This window comes from Rhizobium sp. Root708 (genome assembly GCF_001429725.1).
GTDB lineage: Bacteria > Pseudomonadota > Alphaproteobacteria > Rhizobiales > Rhizobiaceae > Rhizobium.
In genome coordinates, this window is the sequence record NZ_LMHV01000042.1 from 272,281 (window position 1) to 293,381 (window position 21,101).

General features: G+C 61.8%; 18 protein-coding genes and 1 pseudogene. 4 read left to right on the forward strand and 15 right to left on the reverse strand.

Going from position 1 to position 21,101, the window contains the following annotated elements; translation table 11 throughout:
* Positions 1-102: 102 nt before the first annotated feature.
* The 7 genes and pseudogenes from cydX to hemN all read right to left on the reverse strand — a co-directional run bounded on the left by cydX (position 103) and on the right by hemN (position 8,496).
* Entirely contained in the window at positions 103-213 is a 111-nt protein-coding gene (gene cydX / locus ASE04_RS23995; protein WP_018857158.1) for a cytochrome bd-I oxidase subunit CydX, read from the reverse strand.
* Between the two features lie 12 nt (positions 214-225).
* Positions 226-1,380: a cytochrome d ubiquinol oxidase subunit II gene (gene cydB / locus ASE04_RS24000; RefSeq protein ID WP_056823765.1), complete on the reverse strand. Its 1,155-nt coding sequence runs from the start codon at positions 1,378-1,380 to the stop codon at positions 226-228.
* Between the two features lie 6 nt (positions 1,381-1,386).
* Positions 1,387-2,967 (reverse strand): cytochrome ubiquinol oxidase subunit I, encoded by a 1,581-nt coding sequence (locus tag ASE04_RS24005; protein WP_056823768.1) that lies wholly within the window; start codon positions 2,965-2,967, stop codon positions 1,387-1,389.
* A gap of 76 nt (positions 2,968-3,043) precedes the next feature.
* A complete protein-coding gene (locus ASE04_RS24010; protein ID WP_056823771.1) occupies positions 3,044-4,732 on the reverse strand; it encodes an amino acid ABC transporter ATP-binding/permease protein in 1,689 nt (562 codons plus the stop codon).
* On the reverse strand, positions 4,729-6,420 hold the full coding sequence (gene cydD, locus ASE04_RS24015) for a thiol reductant ABC exporter subunit CydD (RefSeq protein ID WP_056823774.1): 1,692 nt from the start codon (positions 6,418-6,420) through the stop codon (positions 4,729-4,731). Before cydD ends, ASE04_RS24010 begins: the two co-directional genes overlap by 4 nt.
* Positions 6,421-6,424: 4 nt before the next feature.
* Positions 6,425-7,003 (reverse strand): GbsR/MarR family transcriptional regulator, encoded by a 579-nt coding sequence (locus tag ASE04_RS24020; protein ID WP_056823777.1) that lies wholly within the window; start codon positions 7,001-7,003, stop codon positions 6,425-6,427.
* Positions 7,004-7,150: 147 nt separating this feature from the next.
* Positions 7,151-8,496: pseudogene (gene hemN / locus ASE04_RS24025) on the reverse strand (oxygen-independent coproporphyrinogen III oxidase).
* Between the two features lie 161 nt (positions 8,497-8,657).
* Here hemN and ASE04_RS24030 point away from each other — a divergent pair.
* Together ASE04_RS24030 and ASE04_RS24035 are read left to right on the forward strand one after the other, a co-directional pair.
* Entirely contained in the window at positions 8,658-9,332 is a 675-nt protein-coding gene (locus tag ASE04_RS24030) for a Crp/Fnr family transcriptional regulator (RefSeq protein WP_244490482.1), read from the forward strand.
* Between the two features lie 91 nt (positions 9,333-9,423).
* Positions 9,424-10,584 carry an aminotransferase gene (locus ASE04_RS24035; protein ID WP_056823779.1) on the forward strand — a complete coding sequence of 387 codons (1,161 nt, stop codon included), beginning with the start codon at positions 9,424-9,426 and terminating at the stop codon, positions 10,582-10,584.
* A 286-nt stretch (positions 10,585-10,870) separates the two neighbouring features.
* On the opposite strand, the gene ASE04_RS24040 is transcribed toward ASE04_RS24035, so the two are convergent.
* The 6 genes from ASE04_RS24040 to ASE04_RS24065 form a co-directional block, all read right to left on the reverse strand.
* A complete protein-coding gene (locus tag ASE04_RS24040; protein WP_056823782.1) occupies positions 10,871-11,977 on the reverse strand; it encodes a Gfo/Idh/MocA family protein in 1,107 nt (368 codons plus the stop codon).
* A 10-nt stretch (positions 11,978-11,987) separates the two neighbouring features.
* A complete protein-coding gene (locus tag ASE04_RS24045) occupies positions 11,988-12,773 on the reverse strand; it encodes a ThuA domain-containing protein (protein ID WP_016554600.1) in 786 nt (261 codons plus the stop codon).
* 73 nt (positions 12,774-12,846) lie between these two features.
* The gene (locus ASE04_RS24050; RefSeq protein ID WP_056823785.1) at positions 12,847-13,875 is read right to left on the reverse strand and encodes an ABC transporter ATP-binding protein; all 1,029 of its coding nucleotides are present in this window, start codon (positions 13,873-13,875) and stop codon (positions 12,847-12,849) included.
* A 12-nt stretch (positions 13,876-13,887) separates the two neighbouring features.
* Positions 13,888-14,718: a carbohydrate ABC transporter permease gene (locus ASE04_RS24055; RefSeq protein ID WP_056823788.1), complete on the reverse strand. Its 831-nt coding sequence runs from the start codon at positions 14,716-14,718 to the stop codon at positions 13,888-13,890.
* Entirely contained in the window at positions 14,718-15,704 is a 987-nt protein-coding gene (locus ASE04_RS24060; protein ID WP_056823791.1) for a carbohydrate ABC transporter permease, read from the reverse strand. The genes ASE04_RS24055 and ASE04_RS24060 overlap by 1 nt, the downstream gene beginning before the upstream one ends.
* Before the next feature lie 85 nt (positions 15,705-15,789).
* A complete protein-coding gene (locus tag ASE04_RS24065; protein ID WP_056823794.1) occupies positions 15,790-17,055 on the reverse strand; it encodes an ABC transporter substrate-binding protein in 1,266 nt (421 codons plus the stop codon).
* Positions 17,056-17,365: 310 nt separating this feature from the next.
* Between ASE04_RS24065 and ASE04_RS24070 the strand changes: the two genes are divergently transcribed.
* Together ASE04_RS24070 and ASE04_RS24075 are read left to right on the forward strand one after the other, a co-directional pair.
* Positions 17,366-18,388 (forward strand): substrate-binding domain-containing protein, encoded by a 1,023-nt coding sequence (locus ASE04_RS24070; RefSeq protein ID WP_056823797.1) that lies wholly within the window; start codon positions 17,366-17,368, stop codon positions 18,386-18,388.
* Between the two features lie 306 nt (positions 18,389-18,694).
* Entirely contained in the window at positions 18,695-19,051 is a 357-nt protein-coding gene (locus ASE04_RS24075) for a hypothetical protein (RefSeq protein WP_056823801.1), read from the forward strand.
* Positions 19,052-19,055: 4 nt separating this feature from the next.
* Here the strand turns inward: ASE04_RS24075 and ASE04_RS24080 are convergent, their stop codons facing one another.
* Both ASE04_RS24080 and adh read right to left on the reverse strand, forming a co-directional pair.
* A complete protein-coding gene (locus ASE04_RS24080) occupies positions 19,056-19,445 on the reverse strand; it encodes a DUF779 domain-containing protein (RefSeq protein WP_056823804.1) in 390 nt (129 codons plus the stop codon).
* A 76-nt stretch (positions 19,446-19,521) separates the two neighbouring features.
* Positions 19,522-21,030, reverse strand: coding sequence for an aldehyde dehydrogenase (adh, locus tag ASE04_RS24085; RefSeq protein WP_056823807.1), 1,509 nt, complete (start codon positions 21,028-21,030; stop codon positions 19,522-19,524).
* Positions 21,031-21,101: the final 71 nt, after the last annotated feature.

Consider the following 21,101-nt stretch of genomic DNA (forward strand, 5'->3'; position numbering starts at 1 on the left):
GAATACTACAGCGAAAATTCCACATACCTCGCCAGAGGGCAGCAAAAAGGGGACGCGCCAGCTGGCCGCCCCCTTATCATTTCCTTGGCAGCAGCTTGGCCGCTACTGCTTTTTCTTCTTGGCTTCGTCGTCCATCAGCTCATACCACATCGCGTTGAGCACCGCGAAGGCGGCGGCCAGCGGAAGGCCGAGGATCCATGCGAAATACCACATCGTCTTTCTCCTTCAGTAAGCGTGGCCGCTCTTGTCTTTGATGGCCTTCTCGTCGACCTTACCCCACAGGACTTTGTAGACCCAGGCGGTGTAGGCGAAGATGATCGGCAGGAAGATCGCCGCGACGACAAGCATGGTGAACAGTGTCGAATGGCTCGACGATGCATCCCACACCGTCAGGCTCGACTTCGGATCGAGCGAGGAGGGCAGGATGAACGGGAACATCGAAAGGCCGACGGTCGAGATGATGCCGAGGATCGAGACCTTGCTGAACAGCAGGGTTGCTACCTCCCATCTTGCCCGCAGCGCGAGGAACGCCGCCGCCGCACCGACGAAGCCCAGGATCGGGGCGATGATCATCCACGGATGGGTGCCGTAGTTCGCAAGCCAGGACCCCTCGTGCGTTGCGGTCTTGAACAGCGGGTTCGACGGGCCGGTCGTGTTGATCGCGCTCGTGATGGTGTAGCCGTTGACGCCGAGGGCGAGAAAGATGCCGCCGAGCGCGAAGAGGACGATCACTGCCAGCGCAGCTAGGCTTCCATAGCTTCTTGCCCGATCCGCCACGGTTCCGCTTGCCTTGAGGACCAGCCACGAAGCCCCATGCTGGACCAGCATGGCGACCGAAAGCAGGCCACAGAGCAATGCGTAGGGGTTCAGCAGTCCGAAGAACGATCCTTCATAGAAGATGCGCATGTCGGCCGGATCAAACCGGAACGGCACGCCCTGTAGCACGTTGCCGACCGCGACGCCGAAGATCAGCGACGGGACGAAGCCGCCGATGAACAGCGCGATGTCCCAATTGCCACGCCAGCGGGCGCTTTCACGTTTCGAACGGTACTTGAAGGCGACCGGCCGCAGGATGAGGGCGAGCAGGATCGCGAACATCGCAAGGTAGAAGCCCGAGAAGGACACTGCATAGAGCGGCGGCCAGGCGGCGAAGATGGCGCCACCGCCGAGGATCAGCCAGACCTGGTTTCCTTCCCAGACCGGGCCGATCGTGTTGATGGCGACACGGCGTTCCGTATCCGTCTTGGCGACGAAGGGAAGCAGCGTGCCGACACCGAGGTCGAAGCCATCGCTGACGGCAAAGGCGATCAGCAGCACACCGAGAAGCAGCCACCAGATCATGCGCAGGATGTCGTAACTTATGAGTTCGTGCAGGATCATGATCGATCACTCCGCGGCAGGAACGAGGGTTTCGGAAATGAGCTCGGCTTCCGGCTCGTCGTCCGGTTCCGGTCCCTTCTGGATGCTTTTGATCATCAAGGTCATCTCGACGACGATCAGCGCCGTGTAGAGAACGGCAAAGCCGATGATCGTCAGCAGCACCGTGCTGGCACCGAGGCTCGAGACCGCCATCGCCGTCGGCAGCACGCCTTCGATCACCCAGGGCTGGCGGCCGATCTCGGCGACGATCCAGCCGGCTTCGATGGCGATAAAGGGAAGCGGGATGGCGAAGACGGCGATCTTGAGCAACAGCGGATACTTGTCGAGGTGACGTCGTGCGGACAGCCAGAAGAAAGCGGCCGTCAGGACGATGAAGAACATGCCGAGCCCGACCATGATACGGAACGACCAGAAGAGCGTCGGCACATGCGGGATGGTATCGCGGGCGGCCTGGGTGATCTGGGCGTCAGTCGCCTGGCGTGGGTCGTCGACATAGCGCTTCAGGAGAAGGCCATAGCCGAGTTGGTGCCCGAGTTCCTCGAAGGACGAGCGGAGTTCTGGCGCGATGGCATCCGGGGTTGCAGCCGCGCGGATCTGCGTCAGCGCGTCGTAGGCCTTGATGCCTTCGCGGATACGGGCCTCGGCCTGTTGCTCCAGCTTGTCGATACCGGGGATCTCCGTCGTCAACGAACGAGTGCCGATCAGACCCATGACCCACGGGATATGGACGGCAAAGTGGGTTTCGCGCGTTTCCTGATCGGGGAACCCGAAGGCGGTGAAGGCGGCGGGCGCCGGTTCCGTCTTCCACATGGCTTCGATGGCGGCGAGCTTCATCTTCTGGTTTTCGGTTGCGAGATAGCCGCTTTCGTCACCGAGGACGACAACCGACAGGGACGATGCAAGACCGAACGAGGCGGCAACCGTCATCGACCGCTTGGCGATCTCGATGTGGCGTCCCTTCAACAGGTACCAGGCCGAGACACCGAGCACGAAGATCGAGGCGCAGACATAGCCGGCCGAGACCGTATGAACGAACTTCGCCTGGGCAACCGGATTGAAGACCACGTCGAAGAAGCTGGTGACCTCCATGCGCATCGTCTGCGGATTGAGCGCCGAGCCAACGGGGTTCTGCATCCAGCCGTTGGCAATGAGGATCCAGAGCGCCGAGAAGTTGGAGCCGAGCGCCACGCACCATGTCGCCACCAGGTGGCCGACCTTCGAAAGCTTGTCCCATCCGAAGAAGAACAGGCCGACGAAGGTCGCCTCGAGGAAGAAGGCCATCAGCCCTTCGATCGCCAGCGGGGCGCCGAAGATGTCGCCGACATAGTAGCTGTAATAGCTCCAGTTCATCCCGAACTGGAATTCCATGACGATGCCTGTCGCAACGCCGATCGCAAAGTTGATACCGAAAAGCACGCCCCAGAATTTCGTCATCTGCCGCCAGATCTGGCGGCCGGTCATGACGTAGACCGTTTCCATGATGGCGAGCAGCACGGAAAGTCCGAGCGTCAATGGCACGAATAAAAAGTGGTAAAGCGCGGTTAGCGCAAATTGGAAGCGCGATAGCGCGACTATGTCTAGTTCCATTGTCTTTCTCCCACGGCCCCACGGGGTATGAAGAGTTTCCACCAGGCCGGATTGCCGGGCGGTCATGCGGTGTGGCTCAGTCCGGTCTCAGCCGATTCAAAGCCTTTTCGAACGTCGCCTCTCCACGACGTGAAACTTCTGTGATGCGCCCATCCTCCATGACGATCATGACATCCGCTATCGCGGCCTCGCGGCGGATATGGGTGGCGATGACAAGCGTCCGTCCTTCCGCCTTCTCCGCCAGACGGTTCATGACGTCGCGGGCGGTGGCGCCATCGAGACCTTCGGTTGGCTCGTCGAGCAGCCAGAGCGGTGTATCGCGCAGGAAGAGACGGGCAAGGGCGAGGCGGCGCGACTGACCGCCAGACAGCCCCATGCCGCCTTCGCCAAGCCGGGTATCGAGCCCGCGCGGCAGCGCGGTGAGGTCCTGCAGGAGCCCGGCGTCGGCGAGCGCCTCGTTGAGGGCGGCATCCTTTGCCTCGGGATCTGCCAGCTGCAGATTGCCGCGAAGGCTGTCCTGGAAAAGCTCGGTGCGCTGCGTGAGCAGGGTGGCGTCGAGGCATTCGACACTTCCCTCGCTCGGCCGCATTTCGGCCGCGAGCAGCGACAGCAGAGTCGATTTTCCCGCGCCGCTGGTGCCGACGAGTGCCAGCGTCGAGCCTGTCGCCATGTCGAGATTGAGGCCGTGAAGCGCTGATGTTTCAGCGTCGTAGCCGGCGCTGACGCCGTGCAGGCGAAAAGCAGAACCGGTCGGCGGCGCGCGGTTGCCGTGAATCTCGTCATCGGCCGACAGCCGGGGCGCGATGCGGCGTGCCGCAAGAAGCGTGCGACCGAGTTCCATCGCCCCCCGCCTCAATGCGCCAAAGGGTTCGACTGATGCGAAGGCGATCAGGATGCCGAGGGTCGCGGCCGGTGCGCCGATTGCGCCGCTGCCCGCGAGTGCCGCGACCGACAGCAATGAACCGGCCAGGAGTGCGGTCGTCGTGAGACCGAAGCCGAAGGTAATACCGGCTTCGATGCGGTTCAGGCGATCATCCGCATCCGACGCGTAGCGATCGGCTTCGGCGATTGCCGCGCGCTGGGCAGCAAGGCGTCCGGCCATCAGCAGGTCAGTCTGCCCGGCGACGAGGTCGATGGTGCGGGCACGGAGCGCTTCGATGCCATAGGTGCGGCGGCGGGCGTGCTTCGTCGCGCGACGTCCTGCCAGCAGTGGAATGCCGAGACCCGCGCCGAGGAGCGTGGCGCCGACGGCGAGGCCGAAGAGCGGGTTCATAAGGCCGAGCGCAATGCTCGCGGCAAGCGCTGCGACGATCGCCACGGCTGCCGGGACCAGCACGCGCAGATAAAGGGAATCCAGCGCGTCGATGTCGCCGGTCAGACGGAAAAGCAGGCGGGCGGGCCGCCTTGCCAGTTCGCGGGCCGCACCGGGTGCCGCCCATCCGCGAAACAGGCGTTCGCGAAGGGCAGCGAGTACGCTCAGCGTCGCGTCGTGGGTCGTCAGCCGTTCCGCGTAGCGCGAACCGGTGCGGCCGAGCGCAAGCAGGCGGATCCCGGCCGACGGCATGAAGACGTCGAAGGTGGAGATCGCTGCGGCGGAAAGTCCGGCGATGCCAGCCGCGGTGATGAACCAGCCGGACAGGCCGAGCAGGGCAATGCCGGCAGCGACTGTCGTCGCTGAGAGTGCCGCGCCGAGGAGCAGGCCGCGGCGCCGCTCGGCCAGGAAAAGCTTGATGATCGGTTTGAGGTTGGAAAGCGATGCGCTCATTCGGCGGCCTCCCGTGCGGTTTCGGGATCGAGTCTGATTGTGCGATCCATGCGCGACGCAAGCCGCGGGTCATGGGTTGCGACGACCAGCGTTCGGCCCTTGGCGAGAGCGATCAGGCTCTCGGTGATGTCGCTGGCGGTGTCCGCATCGAGGTGTGCCGTCGGTTCGTCGGCAAGCACGATTTGGGCGTCGGGATTGCAGGCGGCGCGTGCGATGGCGAGGCGTAGCGCTTCGCCGCCCGATACTCCGAGGCCACCGTCGCCAAGCGGGCGGCGGGCGTGAAGGCTGGCGAAACCGCCGAGCTTTGCGAGATCGAGCGCCTCCGCCACCGCTTGCGGGGAGACGCCCGGTCGACCGAGGGAAATATTGCCGGCAATGGTGCCCGCAAATATGTGCGGCTTCTGGCCGACCCAGGCGATCCTGGCCTGCAGCGCGGGATTGGCGGGCTCGTCGTCGATGGTGACACTGCCGGTCTCGCAGGCGGCGTGGCCGGCGATCAATGCGAGGAGGGTCGACTTGCCCGAGCCGCTGGCGCCGAGCAGCGCAACGTGCTCGCCGGGACGAATGCTGAGATTGAATGCCTCGATCGTCGCCTTGCCGTCCTTGTCGTAGCGGAAGCCGACATTCTGCAATCGGATGGCGCCGGCCGCGCTTTCGCTTGCGGTATCGCCCCCGACCGGAAGCTGAAGCCCTTGCGCACTCAACCCATCGATCGCCTTGATCGCGGCTTCGCCCGCGGCCCGGTCATGCCAGACGGCTGAGAGTTCGCGCATCGGCTCGAAGAATGCGGGGGCAAGCAGCAGAACGAAGAGGCCGCTTGTCAGGTCGAGGCCACCGGCCCAGGCGCCGAACCTGATTTCACCGAGCAGGGAAAAGCCGATGTAGACGGCGACCAGCGCCACGCCGAGTGCGGCGAAAAGCTCAAGAACGGCCGACGACAGGAAGGCGATCTTGAGGACGGCCATGGTGCGGGTTTTCAGCTCATCGGCATCGGCCCTCAGCCGGGTCGCGGTGGCATCGACCGCACCGAGCGAGCGGATCGTCGTCATTCCACGCAGGCGATCAAGGAGGAAACCGTTGAGCCCGCCGGTCGCTGCGAGCTGCTTTTCGCTGGCTGTCTGGGCACGCCAGCCGATCAAGGCCATGAAAACCGGAATGAGCGGCATCGCGAACAGCAGGATCAGAGCCGCGATCCACGAAATCGGAAAGACGCAGGCGAGGATGGCTAACGGTACGGCGCTCGCCTTGAAGCGCGCCGGCTGAAAGCGGGAGAGGTAGGGAACGATCATCTCGGCCTGTTCGCCGAGGATGCTTGCAGCTTCACCGGAACTCGGCCTTGTGCTGTCGATCGGCGAGCGCCGGGCGAGGGCTGCCGCAGCAAGTTCACGCCGCGCCGTCAGTTCGGCGCGTGCTGCGCGGAATGCCATGCGGCCGCCAGCCGCTTCGAGACAGCTCTTCGCGAACCCGAGGAGCGCTATATAGACGGCCAACCACAAGACGTCGTTGAAGCCGCCGCCATCTGCGATGCGGCCGACCGCGGCGGCGAGAAATGCCGCCTGCGGAATCCAGATGAGCGATGCCAGCGCCTGGACGGTGGCTGCCTTGCGCAGCCCCTTATTTTTGCCCACGCCTTTAGCCGGCTTGCCGAAAGCCTGCTTTCCATTTGCGTCTAAGTAAGCACTCCCCATAGCGCTAACTCTTGTTCGCAGGATTGGGCCGGCGGCTGCGGCCGAGCGAAACAACTCGGTCCTTGGCCTCCAGCAGCTTCGTCACTTTCGCACCTAAAGAGAGTAACGTTGCAAGGCGCTCTGTTTCAAGTTGTTTTACGTCTTCATACCAATGCGTTAGCTGTTCGATCAGCGCGTGCATCTCGCTCATGCGTTCCTGGGCATGGCGCTCGGCCTCGCTTGCGGGGCGCTGCATCAGGATTTCCCTCAGCACCGACAGCGTCGGATCGACCTCGCGCTTCTTGCGCTCCTCGGCCAGTGTGCGCAGGATTTGCCAGACGTCGTCGGGGGTGGTGAAGAAGTCGCGCCGGTCATCCGGCTTGTGTTTGAGCAGAACCAGGTTCCAGGTCTGCAGCTCGCGCAGGCTCATCGAAACATTCGAACGCGAGATGCCGAGCGCATCGGTGATATCCTCGGCGCAGAGCGGCGAAGGCGAGACGTAGAGCAAAGCATAAATCTGACCAACGGTGCGGTTGATGCCCCACCGCGAGCCCATCTCGCCGAAGTGCAGAACAAAGGATTGAACAAGCGGCGGAAGGTTCATTTCGGTTTCCGTTATGTCTGTGATTTCAGAAATTTCTGAAATTACTATAACTGGGTCGGTCTACGGGCAATCGTCAATTGGAGGCTGCGGCAATTTGGTGCCCCAGCGAGTCATAGGAAAATTCGCCGTGGCTGAACTTGATCTGGATCAAACGGCGACGGAATGTTTTGCATGGCCCTGCTTGAGGTAACGATCGAATTTCGCAGCGATCGCCCGCACGAAAGGCCGGCCCTTCGGCGTGACGGCGAAGGTATTGCCGTCGAAGGTGGTCAGTTCATCCTCGTTGAAGATATACGTGCGCATCGCATCGGCGCAGACGCCGTCGGCCGCGCGTCCGAAACGGGAGCGCAGGTCCGTGACGGAGAACGCATAGCGGCACATCAGGTCCTCGATGGCGCACGCCGCGGCGCGGTCGCTCTCGGACAGCGCAAAGCCGCGTGCGACAGGCAGGTGCCCGTCCGAGATTGCCCGACAATATTGGCCGGTCGGCGTGATGTTCTGCACGTAGCCTTGCCGCAGGCGTCCGATCGACGAGGCGCCGAAGCCGATCAGTGCGTCGGCATCATCTGTGGTGTAGCCCTGGAAATTGCGCCGAAGCGTGCCGTCGGAGAGCTTCTGCGCCATGCCGTCGGCCGGCTTCGCAAAATGGTCGATACCGACAGGCACATAGTCCTCGGCAAGAATGGCCTCAGCACCGGCAGCCGCCATCTCGAGCGTTCAGACGGGCCGGCTAGTGTCGCCGCATCGATCCGCGACTGGTGCTTCTTAATCCAGGGGACATGCGCATAGCCGAACATGGCGATCCGGTCCGGCGCCATCGAAAGGCAGTGCTCGATTGTCCGCATCAGCATCGCCCGGTCTTGATGCGGCAGGCCGTAGACAATGTCGAGATTGATGGACGCAACGCCGAGATCTCGCAGCGTGGTCACGACGTCAGCCGTCTCCTCGAAGCTCTGCGGGCGGTTGATGGCGGTCTGTACGATCGGTTCGAAGTCCTGCACGCCGACGCTTGCCCGCGTGATGCCGAAGGATCTCCATGCCTGCAGGCGCTCGGCGTCGACATGGGTCGGGTCGATTTCGACACTGATCTCGGTGTCTGGAGCGATGTCGAAGTGTCGATCCAGCGTGCCGCGCAATCGCTGCAGATCCTTCGGGCTGACGATCGTCGGCGAACCGCCGCCGAAATGGATGGCGCTGACCTTGCGCCGCTCGGGCAGGCACCCGGCAACAAGCCCGATCTCCTTGTTGAGTGCATCGAGATAGGCGACGATCGGGTCGTAGCGGCGCACCTGTTTGGTATGGCAGCCGCAATAGAAGCAGAGCCGATCGCAGAACGGGATGTGCAGATAGAGCGACAGCGGGCCATCCGGCCGTTCGCCAAGCCACTCCCTATAGACGGCTTCGTCGATGCCGTCGTGGAAGTGTGGCGCTGTGGGGTAGCTGGTATAGCGCGGTACCGGAGCGGCGTAGCGGGCGATGAGTTCGGCGTTCATGGCGTATCCTTTCGGGGAAGCCATAGCCGGGCCAGGAAGGCGACACTTTGATTTCGATCAAGAAAAGGGCTGTTCTCGCGCGTGGGCTGTGGTCTATGCTTTTGCGCGGAGCTGATTTGATGCGCAAAGACATACATAATTCAAACATACCAGTACGTTGCATGAGCTGCGAGGTTCGCCACAAGGGCATGTGCGGTGCGCTCAGTTCCGACGAATTGCTGGCGCTGTCGGCGCATACGCGTCTCGTCAATCACGAATCGGGCGACGAGCTCGCCGGTGAGAGGATGCCGGCCGAATCCTACGCGACCGTCATCCGCGGCGTCGTGAAGCTCACGAAGACGCTGGAGGACGGACGCCAGCAGATCGTCGGCCTGCAGTTCGCGCCCGATCTTCTCGGCAGGCTGAATGCGAATGAAAATGCGGTGTCGGTAGAGGCGGCCTCCGACGTCAACCTCTGTCGCATTCCAAAGGCCGCGCTGGAGCGCGTGGTCAAGAGCAACCCGGCGCTCGCCGAACGCCTGATGTCGCAGACACTGCGCGAGCTCGACGAAGCCCGCGACTGGATGGTGACGCTCGGGCGCAAGACGGCGGCGGAGAAGGTCGCAAGCTTCCTTCTTTTGATCGCCACGCATCTTGATCCTGAGGCCGACGGCGAAAAGCGGCAGTTCGACCTGCCCCTGTCGCGAGCCGACATTGCCGATTTCCTCGGGCTGACGATCGAGACGGTTTCCCGCCAGATGTCGAAGCTGAAGGCCGATGGGGTAATCTCCATCGTCGCGAACCGGCATATCGAGGTGCCGAAGCTGTCGAGACTCAAGGCCTGCTGCGGCTCCTGACGATCGCTGTGCGACGGTCTTCAATGCCGGTTGCCGAGGAAGCCCATTCCGTGCAGGAGTGAGGACTCACCTCGTTCGAGAAGAGAGCTGCATGTCTGCCTTCGCCAATCCGCTTGTTTCCCGCCTGTCTCCGCCACCCATTCCCTCGGTGCTCGCCTGGGCTCGCGAATACAAGGGCGGCAAGGGACCGTTGGTCGATCTTTCGCAGGCGGTCCCCGGCTATCCGGCCCATCCTGAAATGTTGCGGCTGCTTGGCGAAGCAGCATCGTCGCCGAAGACGACGGGCTATGGTCCGATCGAGGGCGAGGGCGTGCTGAGAGAGGCCTATGCCGGACATATGTCCAAGGTCTATGGGGCGGCCGTTTCCGCAGCCAACATTCATATCACCGCAGGCTGCAACCAGGCTTTCATGTCGGCGGCAATCGCGCTTGCCGGCTCCGGCGATACGGTGGCGCTCACCAATCCGTTCTACTTCAATCAGGAAACGACGCTGTCGATGCTCGGCATCAAGCGCGTTCTGGTCGAGTGCGATGCGGAGAATGGCTTTTTGCCGGAGGTTCAATCAGCCGAAAAGGCGCTTCAGGGCGGCGCCAAGGTGCTGGCGGTGGTGACGCCGAACAATCCGACGGGAGCAATCTACCCGCCGGCATTGCTGCATGAGCTGTTCAACCTCTGCCGCAAGCATGGGGCGTGGCTGATCGTCGACGAGACTTACCGCGACTTCCTTCCCGATGGCTACGGCGCTCCACATCCGCTACTCACGATTCAGGGCTGGGAAGACACGCTGGTCCTTCTCTACAGCTTCTCGAAGTCCTTTTGCATTCCCGGCCATCGGCTCGGGGCGATCACGGCAGGCGTCAACGTCGTAGCCGAGATTGCCAAGGTCATGGACAACATGCAGATTTGCGCGCCACGCGCAGCCCAGGTCGCCGTTGCCGCGGCGATACCGATCCTTGCGGGCTGGCAGGCGGAAAATCGCCTGGAGATTGCGCGCCGTGCGGATGCATTGCGGGCCGTGATGTCGGGGTTGCCCGGCTGGGAGATCGGTGCGCTTGGCGCCTATTTCGCGTTCATCCGCCACCCCTTCGCCGAGCTCAGCTCAGCCGCCGTCGCGGAGCGTCTGGCCAAGGAGGCCGGTGTCGTCTGCCTGCCGGGCAGCTATTTCGGGGAAGGGCAGGAGCATTATCTCAGGCTCGCCTTTGCCAATGCCGACGCTATCTCGATCGGCCTGCTCGCGGATCGTCTTCGGTAGTTTGAAAAGATAAAGGCCCGCATCGGCGGACTTAAGCTTGTTGACAAAGCCTTATGTCCTAACGGGATGGATGCCCTATCGGCCGTCACCCCGGCCGGCGAGCCGGGGTCCAGCGCGCGCAAGTCGTTGCGCGCAAAAGGCCCTTTCGCACCGCAGACGCGGTGCCGCTGGATGCCGGCTCAAGGCCGGCATGACGGAGAAACCGATCTTCCGCAAAAAGGAACGGCTAGTCAGCAGTCTGAGGCCCGCATCGGCGGGCCTCTATCCTTTTTGGAGAATTCTCGTATCAGACGACGACTGTCAGCGGCGGTATCCGCTTGTCTGCCGGGCTAGCCTGCTCTGAGGCCTCCAGCAGATTGAGCTCCCGCCTTTCCTTCTCCGACACGATCGCAAGGTCGAGGACCTTCTGCAGGTTTGCGGCGTGGCGGAAGGTCGGGTCGTCCTGCTTTCCGGTTCTGACCGCTTCTGCAAAGCGCTGATAGTTTGTCAGCACAGCCGGAACCTCGATGTCGCGCCAGGTGGCGGTCTCGATGTCCTCGCCGAAGCAGCCGCGCAGTTCGGAACCATCCGGGCGATGGATGACCTCGAGGCTGCCCTTTTCGCCATAGATGCGAAGCTTCAGCTCATTGAGATGGCCGGTTGCCCAGCGGGTCGCGTGGATGACGCCGAGCGCACCATTGGTGAAATCGACCGACATGGTGAAGCTGTCGTTGGCATCCAGTAGATATTCGCCGATCTGACCGCCCGGGGCCTTGTTGAAGGTCTTGAGGCGGGCAAAGACGTGGTCGATATCGGTCGCCGCGCCATAAGCGGCGAAGTCGAGGATATGGATGCCGACATCGCCGAGCACGCCGTTCGAACCGTGACCGGTCGACAGGCGCCACAGCCAGCGCGATTCCGTGCGCCAGTCACCCCAGGCGCGCGAGACCAGCCAACTTTGCAGGTAGGAGGCCTCGACGTGTCTGATGGTACCGAGCTCGCCAGCCAAGACCATCTCGCGGGCGCGCTGCAGAGGCGCGACGTTGCGATAGGTGAGGTTGACCATGTTGATGACGCCGGCAGATTCAGCGGCTTCCGTCATCTCCAGCGCGTGGTCGTAATGCTCGGCCAGCGGCTTTTCGCAGAAGACGTGCTTGCCGGCGGCGATGAGCGCAAGGCTGGTCGCGTGGTGGATACGATCGGGCGTGACGTTGGTGGCCGCGTCGAAGTCACCCCATGCGATCGCTTCCTCCAGTGTCAGGAAGCGTTTCTCGATGCGGAAGTGATCGGCAAATTCGGCAAGGCGCGCCGGGTCGGTATCGACTGCGCCGACAACTTCCACGCCGTCGATGGCGAGGAAATTGGCAACCTGGTTTCTGGCCATCGAGCCTGTGCCAAGAACGAGTAGACGCATAGTGTGCTCCTCAGCGATAACCGGCTTCGCCGGCCTGATGCAGTCGCGGGCCGCGTTCGACGATCGGCTCGAGAGCCTTTTCGACCGGCACATTCGGGGCATCGGTGATGCTCTTCAGATCGCCCTGCGGGTTATAGGCCCATTTCACGCCGTTGATGAGGACCTTCTGAACGTTGGCATCATGATAGGTCGGATAGGTTTCGTGGCCAGGGCGGAAGTAGAAAATGTTACCGGCGCCGCGACGCCAGGTAAGGCCCGAACGGAAGACTTCGCCACCCTGGAACCAGGAGATGAACACGGTTTCCAGCGGCTCCGGCACGGAGAACTGCTCGCCGTACATTTCCTCGTTTTCGAGAACGAAGTTCTCGTCGAGGCCAGCGGCGATCGGGTGACGCGGGTTGATCGTCCACAGGCGCTCGCGCTCGCCGGCTTCGCGCCACTTCAGCGCGCAGGGCGTGCCCATCAGGCGCTTGAAGATCTTCGAGAAGTGGCCGGAGTGCAGGACCAGCAGGCCCATGCCTTCCCAGACGCGCTTGGCGACGCGCTCGACGACGACGTCGGAGACCGCACCGTGGTCCTTGTGGCCCCACCAGGTGAGGACGTCGGTTTCGGCAAGGCGGGCTTCCGTCAGGCCGTGCTCGGGCTCCTGCAGCGTGGCCGTCGTCGCCTGGATCGCCGGATCGGTGTTCAGCGCGTTGGCGATGGTGGTGTGCATGCCTTCCGGATAGATGCCCCGAACGATGGCATTGGTGGTTTCGTGGATGTTTTCACCCCAGACAATGGTGCGAATAGCCAAGTGATTGCTCCTTCATGCGAATGGTGGACCGGAACCGATGGGAAGCGGCGTGATCCTGTGGTTTTGGGTGGCGTCAGGCCGCGCCCTTGAGGGGAAACCTCTCGAGCGCGCGTCCGGATTGGTCGAAACGGTGAATTGAGCCCTGAACCGGGGCGACGCCCAGTTTCTGGCCGGGTTGATGGCTCGATACGCCGGTTTCGCGAACGACGAGCGGCTCCGAGGAGCCGATGTCGAGGTAGACGAAGCTGTCCGAGCCGAGGATTTCGGAATGAATGACGGTGCCCGCCCAGGCGGGTGACTGCTGGACGATCTCCATGTGCTCGGCACGAACGCCGATCGTGTGGGCGTTATAGGGCACAGAGAACTCATCGGTCAGGAAGTTCATTTTCGGGGAACCGATGAAGCCGGCGACGAAAACGGAATTCGGCGTCTCGTAGAGTTCGAGCGGGGTGCCGACCTGTTCGACGACGCCATCCCGCAACACGCAGATGCGGTCGGCGAGCGTCATCGCCTCGACCTGGTCGTGGGTGACGTAGATCATCGTCGTGCCGTGCATGCTGCGGTGAAGCTTGGCGATCTCTAGACGCGTTGCGACGCGCAGCGCCGCATCGAGGTTCGACAGCGGCTCGTCGAACAGGAAAACCTTGGGGTCGCGGACGATGGCGCGACCGATCGCTACACGCTGGCGCTGGCCGCCCGATAGCTGACGGGGCAGGCGTTCGAGGTAGGGCGACAGCTGCAGCATGCCGGCGGCCTGCTCGACGCGGGCCTTGCACTCTTCTTTCGTGCGCCCTGACAGTTTCATTCCGAAGGCCATGTTCTCGAATACGGTCATATGCGGATAGAGCGCATAGGATTGGAACACCATGGCGATGCCGCGCTTCGACGGCGCATAGCGGTTGACCGCCTCGCCATCGAAGGAAAGCGTGCCCGCGGTGATGTCCTCCAGTCCGGAGATCAGCCGCAACAGGGTGGACTTGCCGCAGCCGGACGGGCCGACGAAGACCATGAATTCGCCCTTGCGGATATCGAGCGAGACGCCCTTGATGACTTCAAGCGCACCGAAGCTCTTTCTTATATTGTCGAGTCGAATCTGTGCCATATCGTGCTTTCTTCAACCTTTGACGCCGCCGGCGGTCAGGCCGGAAATGATGCGCCGCTGGAATATCAGGACCAGGACAACGACAGGGACCGTAACGATGACGGATGCTGCCATGATGTTGCCCCACGGGATTTCGAACTGGCTGCCGCCCGAAAGCAGGGCGATGGCAACCGGCACCGTTCGCTGAGCGTCCGATGAGGTAAATGTTAGGGCGAAGAGGAATTCATTCCAGGCCGTAATGAAGGCAAGCAGGCCTGTCGTGACCAGAGCCGGCCACATCAGCGGCATGAAAACCTGGGTGATGATGACCCACGGCGAGGCGCCGTCGACGATCGCCGCTTCCTCGATTTCGATGGGCAGATCGCGCATGAAGGTGGTCAGAACCCAGACCGTGAAGGGCAGGGTAAAGATCATGTAGGAGAAGATCAGTGCAAAGGGCGTGTTGAAGATGCCGATCCAGCGGATCAGCTCGAACAGGCCGGCGAGCACGGCGATCTGCGGGAACATCGAGACCGACAGGATCGTCAGCATCAACAGCGCGCGGCCGCGGAAATTGACGCGGGCAAGCGCATAGGATGCTGTCACCGCGAGCAACAACGATGCCGCGACCACGAGGCATGCGACGAGCAGGGAGTTGCCGAGGCTGCGGATGAAGCTGCCTGTCGTCAGGACGTTGGTGTAGTTGGTCAGCGAGATCGAGGTCGGCCAGTAGTTGACCTCGAAGAGGGCGGTGCCGGCTTTGAAGCTCGTCAGGATCGCATAGTAGAACGGGAAGACCGCGATGATGACGATGATCGTGACGAGCAGGTAGAAGAGCGTGTTCTTGGTCAGGGTCAGCAGCATCAGCGGTCGCTCCCACCGAGTTTGACGCGACCGAGCCACATGTAGAGCACGGTGATCGTCGCGATGATCAGGAAGAGCACCGTCGAGGCTGTGGCCCCATAGGCGAACTTGTCGAAGTCGAAGAGGTTTTCACGCGCCATGACCGACATGGTCTTGGTCTGCGCATTGTTCGGCGTCAGCACGTAGATCAGGTCGAAGATACGCAGGGCGTCGAGCATTCGGAAAATCACGGCAACCATGATCGCGGGACGCACCAGCGGCAGGGTCAGGCGCCAGAACACCTTGATCGGGTTGATGCCGTCGATCTTCGCGGCTTCGTAGATATCGGCCGGGACCATCTGCAGGCCGGCGAGGATGAGCAGCGCCATGAAAGGCGTCGTCTTCCAGACGTCGACGATCAGTACCGCGATCATCGCCGTGTCGGGATTTGCGGTCCAGGCGATCTTCTGCGTGATCAGGCCCATGCCGAGCAGGATGTCGTTCAGGATGCCGAACTGGTCGTTGAGCATCCAGGCCCACATCTTGGCGGAGACGATTGTCGGGATCGCCCAGGGAATGAGGATGGCGGCGCGAACGATGCCGCGGCCGGGGAAATTAGCGTTCAGCACCAGGGCGACGATAAGGCCGAGAATGGTTTCGATGGTCACCGATAGGAACGCGAACTTCATCGTGTTCCAGACGGCGCGCCACCAGTTCGGATCCGCAAGCAGGCCGCTATAGACGGTGCGCCCGCTCTTCAGCGTCATCCATGAGAGATAGTTTTTGAAGCCGACGAACTGGGCGTCGCCGAGGCTCGTGAGCGATGCGTTCGTGAAGCTGAAATAGATCGTTCTGAAAAGAGGCCATCCGGCAACGACGGCCAGAATGAACAGGGTGGGGGCCAGGAACAGCCAGGCGGAACGGATGCGCTCGGAGCGCAGGTCCGACGAGGTATTGGTGGCGCGCGCTCGCGATCCGACGCTTGAGGAAACTGCGGCTTCAGTCATGAGGTACCCGCTTCTTGAGGCGATTGACGGTGGCGTCTTCAGGGAAAGGCAGCGGCGGGAGGCCCGCCGCTGCCGATGCCGTCGATTACCAGTTATCGCCCTTCAGCGATGTCAGGTCGGCCTCGAGAAGCTCGAGGTTTTCTGCGGAGGTGCCGTTGCCCGAAAGCGAGTTGTGAACGGCGGTCCAGAACTTCGAGGAAACCTCGTTATACTTGACCTTGGCGGATGCCGACGGACGCGGAACGGCGTTCTGGAAGATCGGCTTCCAGTTCGGCATGAAGGGTGCCGCGGCAGCGATGTCCTTGTCGTCGTAGAGCGCAGACAGCGTCGGCAGGTTGGAGAGCTCGATGGCGCGCTGCTTCTGGCGTTCCTTCGAGGTCAGGAACTTGACGAGTTCGATCGCGACTTCAGGGTTCTGCGAATACTTCGATACGGCAAGGTTCCAGCCGCCGAGTGTCGAGGACGGCGTATCGCCTTCCTTGGCAACCGGAAGCGTCGTGACGTCGAACTTGCCCTTGACGGCGCTGTCGCCGCCATTGCCGAGAGCATAGGCGTAGGGCCAGTTGCGCATGAAGACGGCATTGCCGGTCTGCCAGACGCCACGGGATTCTTCTTCCTGGTAGGCCAGCACGCCGCCGGGCGAAATCGTTCCGACCCAACCCTTGGCGCGGTCGATCGCCGCCGCTGCCTTCTCGTTGTTGATCGAGATCGTGCCGTCGGCTTCGATGATCTGGCCGCCACCGGATGATTTGACCCATTCGAGTGCGTTGCAGGTCAGGCCTTCATAGGCATTGCCCTGGAAGACATAGCCCCAGAGATCCTTCTGGCCGGCTGCGCGTTCCTTGTCCTGGATTTCCTTGGCGGTTGCCGCCATTTCGTCCCAGGTCTTCGGCGGCTGCTTGCCGTACTTTTCGAGCAGGTCCTTGCGATAGAAGAGCGCTGGCGCGTCCGTATAGAGCGGCATGGCGACCAAGCGACCGTTGACGGTCTGCGAGGCGATGATCGACGGGAAGAAATCGCCGACGACATCCTTTGCGGCATCCTTGAGGTCGACGAACTGGTCGGCGAGCTGTGGCGCCCAAATGACGTCGGTCTGGTAGACGTCGACGTCCTTATTGCCGGCGGCGAGCCACAGGCGGTACTGCGAGAACTGCTCCGTCGACGATGACGGCATGGTCACGATGCTGACCTTGTTGCCGGTTGCCTTCTCGAACTCGTCGAGCTGCTTGCGGAACAGGTCAAGGTTCTTGCCGGTCGAGCTTGCGGAAATGCTGATGTTGGCGGCAAACGAGGGCTGTGCGACGCCGATCAATGCGGCTACGACGGCGACCGCTGTAAAACGAAACTTCATAATCTTCCTCCCAAAAGAACCAAACGCCGGAAAAATTGAAATCGGTTTGGCTGGAAAAAACTGTCAGAAGGTCGATATCAAGTCAAGCGGGTAAGCGAACGAGGTGTGTCGCACGCCAAGATATTTGAATTGTATGTTTTATATCAACGTGATGGTTGATTTTTAGACTGTGGGCAAACGGTCTTGCGCCAGATGCAGACAATATTTAGATTTGAAAACGGTTTGGCTGTTTTGCGCTTTGGCGCGGTTGGGCCATAAGTGACGTTGAAACAGATGCTCCGAAATCGATCAGAAGAGACCTGCCAGCTACATGAAACTTAAAGACTTCGCCAAACATGTGGGCTTGTCGCCGACCACCGTCAGCCGGGCGCTGAGCGGGTATCCGGAGGTCAGCGAGGTCACGCGTGCGCGGGTCACGGAGGAGGCGGCGAGGCTCGGATATCGGCCGAATGTCAATGCGGTGCGGCTGAAGACCGGACGGGCAGGCGCGATCGGCGTCGTCATGGGGCGCGCGGGCGAGTTTCACTTCGCGGAGTTCATGGCCGGCATGGCCGAGCGGCTCGTTGCCGAGGAGACTGATATTCTCGTCATTCCGATGTCCGACCCGGACCAGGACGACGAGATGGAGCTCTACCGTCGTCTGGTAGAGAGCCGGCGTGTCGACGCGATCATCGTGCATTCGCCGAAGCCCAGCGATCCGCGCATTTCGCTTCTGCACGAGCTCGGAATGCCGTTTCTCGTCCACGGACGCTCGGATATCGATGTGCCGCATGCGTGGCTCGACATCGACAATGAAGGCGCCATCCGCAGGGCGACGTCGCATCTGATCGATCTCGGCCATCGGCGGATCGCGATGATCAACGGCAGGCCCGGAGCGACCTATGCGATCCACCGTGACAATGGTTTTCGCGGCGCGTTGCAAAGCGGCGGCATCGAGCCCGATCCACAACTGCAGGCGAGCGGAAATTTCACCGACGAACTCGGCTTTCGATTCGCGCGCTCATTTCTCGAGCAACCCAATCCTCCGACCGCAATTGTCGCCGGATCCATGATGACGGCGCTTGGGGTTTATCGGGCTGCGCGCTCCCTTGGGCTGCAGGTCGGGCGCGACGTTTCGGTTATCGCGCATGACGACGTGTTCCCTTATCTGACGGCGGATAACATGGCTCCCTCGCTATCGGCGACACGGTCCTCGATGCGCGCGGCGGGCACACGCTGCGCCGATCTGGTGATCCAGCTGCTCGCGGGACGTTCGCTGACGGAAATTCACGAACTCTGGCCAGTCGAACTAATCCTGCGCGAATCCACGGGTGCGGCGCCATCGCCCCGATAAAGGGCGATCGGGAAAATTTCGCGCCATACGGGGCGATTGCGGAAAGATGATTTCCATTCCTGACGTATTTGAGCGCGTGGTTGATTGAGATCACTGGCTTCGATCGTCATATTTGATGACAGCTGTCTCGTGCATGTCGATCATTCCTCCCGATCGATGAGGCAGCTGTTCCCTCTGGAGGTTTTGACCTCACTCCTAGCCACCGCTTGACGGTGGCTTTTTTTTGCGCGCATGCCGGGCTAAGCCTGCCGGAACTTTGTCGAAAGGCAGTCGTTGTCGAAACGGATGCTGAAGAGGAGAGTTCAGATGCAGGTCGTCGGTACACAGGTTATTCCGGAACAAGGCGGAAAGCGTGGTTTCACGGTCGAGTTCGTGGGAGCGGGCGGCGAAGTGGTGTCCGTCCAGCTGCGCAGAGACAGCGATGCGACCCTCAATTCGCACAACGCGCTCGACCGCGCCAAGGCGGTCATGAAGGAGTTGGCATCGTTCCAGGCGGATGGCGATCTTTCGAAGGGTGTGGCGCAGCCGAGTGCGCGCAAGGCAGGAGATACGGAAGCGATGGAGGAGCAACTCGACGAGGGGCTCGAGGATTCCTTCCCGGCGAGCGATCCGATCTCGGTAACGGGCTCGACGATATCAGGCGGGAAAACGCGCAAGCATTGAACGGTTATGCCTGTCGGTTGGTTTCCGGAAGCAGGCAGGCTTCGCCACCGCTAAACAGGCGGGAGCGCGTCAGGAAGCGCTTCTCCCGGCCGTTGTCCAGCGAGAACATTCCTCCGCGTCCGGGCACCACATCAATGATGAGTTGCGTGTGTTTCCACACCTCGAATTGGCTGGCACTGATGTAGACGGGCACGCCTGATATTTCGCCCAGCTTCACATCCAGATCGCCGACGATGAAATCGTCTGTAGGATAGCACATGGGCGAAGACCCATCGCAGCATCCGCCGGACTGGTGGAACAGGATATCCGGATAATCGCGGCGAATCTCGTCGATCAGCGCGACCGCCGCGTCTGTCGCCAGAACCCTCGGCTCCCCGTTGACCATGTCTTCCATTGATGCCTCCTCCCAGTGACGTTGCCGCCCCTCGCGAGTGAGAGGCGGCTCCTTTTCATGTACCTTCGGGCTTTTCTCAGAAGAAACCGAGGGCGTTCGGGCTGTAGCTGACGAGCAGGTTCTTCGTCTGCTGATAGTGGTCAAGCATCATCTTGTGTGTTTCACGACCGATACCCGATTGCTTGTAGCCACCGAAGGCGGCATGGGCTGGATAGGCATGGTAGCAATTGGTCCAGACGCGTCCGGCCTGGATTTCTCGGCCGAAGCGGTAGGCGCGATTGCCGTCGCGAGTCCAGACGCCGGCGCCGAGACCGTAGAGCGTGTCGTTGGCGATCTCCAGGGCTTCCTTCTCGTCCTTGAAGGTCGTTACCGACACCACCGGCCCGAAGATTTCCTCCTGGAAGACGCGCATCTTGTTGTGACCCTTGAAGATCGTCGGCTTGACGTAATAGCCGCCGGCGAGATCGCCGCCGAGGTCGTTGCGCGAGCCGCCGGCCAGCACTTCGGCGCCTTCCTGGCGGCCGATGTCGAGATAGGCGAGAATCTTTTCGAGCTGCTCGTTGGAGGCCTGGGCACCGATCATCGTCGCGCTATCCAGCGGGTTGCCCTGCTTGATCGCCTCGACGCGCTTGACCGCCTTTTCCATGAAGCGATCGTAGATCGATTCCTGAACGAGGGCGCGGCTGGGGCATGTGCAGACTTCGCCCTGGTTCAAAGCGAACATCGCGAAGCCTTCGAGCGCCTTGTCGAGGAAGGCGTCGTCCTCGGCCATGACGTCGGCGAAGAAGATGTTCGGGGACTTGCCGCCGAGTTCCAGCGTCACCGGGATCAGGTTCTGGCTGGCATACTGCATGATCAGCCGGCCGGTCGTCGTTTCGCCGGTGAAGGCGATCTTGGCGATCCGAGGACTTGATGCAAGCGGCTTGCCGGCTTCGAGGCCAAAACCGTTGACGATGTTGAGAACGCCAGGCGGCAGGAGGTCGCCGATCAGTTCGGCCCAGACGAGCAGCGATGCCGGGGTTTGTTCGGCAGGCTTGATGACCACGCAGTTACCGGCTGCCAGAGCCGGTGCAAGCTTCCAGGCGGCCATGAGGATCGGGAAGTTCCAGGGGATGATCTGGCCGACGACGCCGAGCGGTTCATGGAAGTGATATGCCACCGTGTCGTGATCGATCTCGCCGATCGAGCCTTCCTGCGAGCGAATGCACGAGGCGAAGTAGCGGAAATGGTCGATCGCCAGCGGAATGTCGGCGGCCATCGTTTCGCGGATCGGCTTGCCGTTATCCCAGGTCTCCGCCTGCGCAAGCAGCTCCAGCTTGTCTTCCATGCGCTGGGCGATCTTCATCAGGATATTGGAGCGCTCGGCGACAGGGGTGCGGCCCCATTTCTCCTTCGCGGCGTGCGCGGCATCGAGCGCGGCGTTGATGTCCTTCTCGCTCGAGCGCGGGATTTCGCAAAGCTTGCCGCCGGTGACCGGTGTGATGTTGTCGAAGTATTTGCCTTCGATCGGTTCGCGCCATTCGCCGCCGATGAAGTTGCCGTATTTCAGCTTGAATGGAGATTCGACGATTTTCTGATGCAGCATGTCATCCTCCCTTGAGATGAGCCCAGGTCCAGGAACGAACCCGTGAGAGGAAATCTGCTCGTCTTTATCGG

Coding starts and splice junctions, on each gene's coding strand:
- cydX (WP_018857158.1), bottom strand. CDS start 213: ATGTGGTATTTCGCATGGATCCTCGGCCTTCCGCTGGCCGCCGCCTTC.
- cydB (WP_056823765.1), bottom strand. CDS start 1,380: ATGATCCTGCACGAACTCATAAGTTACGACATCCTGCGCATGATCTGG.
- ASE04_RS24005 (WP_056823768.1), bottom strand. CDS start 2,967: ATGGAACTAGACATAGTCGCGCTATCGCGCTTCCAATTTGCGCTAACC.
- ASE04_RS24010 (WP_056823771.1), bottom strand. CDS start 4,732: ATGAGCGCATCGCTTTCCAACCTCAAACCGATCATCAAGCTTTTCCTG.
- cydD (WP_056823774.1), bottom strand. CDS start 6,420: ATGGGGAGTGCTTACTTAGACGCAAATGGAAAGCAGGCTTTCGGCAAG.
- ASE04_RS24020 (WP_056823777.1), bottom strand. CDS start 7,003: ATGAACCTTCCGCCGCTTGTTCAATCCTTTGTTCTGCACTTCGGCGAG.
- ASE04_RS24030 (WP_244490482.1), top strand. CDS start 8,658: ATGAGCTGCGAGGTTCGCCACAAGGGCATGTGCGGTGCGCTCAGTTCC.
- ASE04_RS24035 (WP_056823779.1), top strand. CDS start 9,424: ATGTCTGCCTTCGCCAATCCGCTTGTTTCCCGCCTGTCTCCGCCACCC.
- ASE04_RS24040 (WP_056823782.1), bottom strand. CDS start 11,977: ATGCGTCTACTCGTTCTTGGCACAGGCTCGATGGCCAGAAACCAGGTT.
- ASE04_RS24050 (WP_056823785.1), bottom strand. CDS start 13,875: ATGGCACAGATTCGACTCGACAATATAAGAAAGAGCTTCGGTGCGCTT.
- ASE04_RS24055 (WP_056823788.1), bottom strand. CDS start 14,718: ATGCTGCTGACCCTGACCAAGAACACGCTCTTCTACCTGCTCGTCACG.
- ASE04_RS24060 (WP_056823791.1), bottom strand. CDS start 15,704: ATGACTGAAGCCGCAGTTTCCTCAAGCGTCGGATCGCGAGCGCGCGCC.
- ASE04_RS24065 (WP_056823794.1), bottom strand. CDS start 17,055: ATGAAGTTTCGTTTTACAGCGGTCGCCGTCGTAGCCGCATTGATCGGC.
- ASE04_RS24070 (WP_056823797.1), top strand. CDS start 17,366: ATGAAACTTAAAGACTTCGCCAAACATGTGGGCTTGTCGCCGACCACC.
- ASE04_RS24075 (WP_056823801.1), top strand. CDS start 18,695: ATGCAGGTCGTCGGTACACAGGTTATTCCGGAACAAGGCGGAAAGCGT.
- ASE04_RS24080 (WP_056823804.1), bottom strand. CDS start 19,445: ATGGAAGACATGGTCAACGGGGAGCCGAGGGTTCTGGCGACAGACGCG.
- adh (WP_056823807.1), bottom strand. CDS start 21,030: ATGCTGCATCAGAAAATCGTCGAATCTCCATTCAAGCTGAAATACGGC.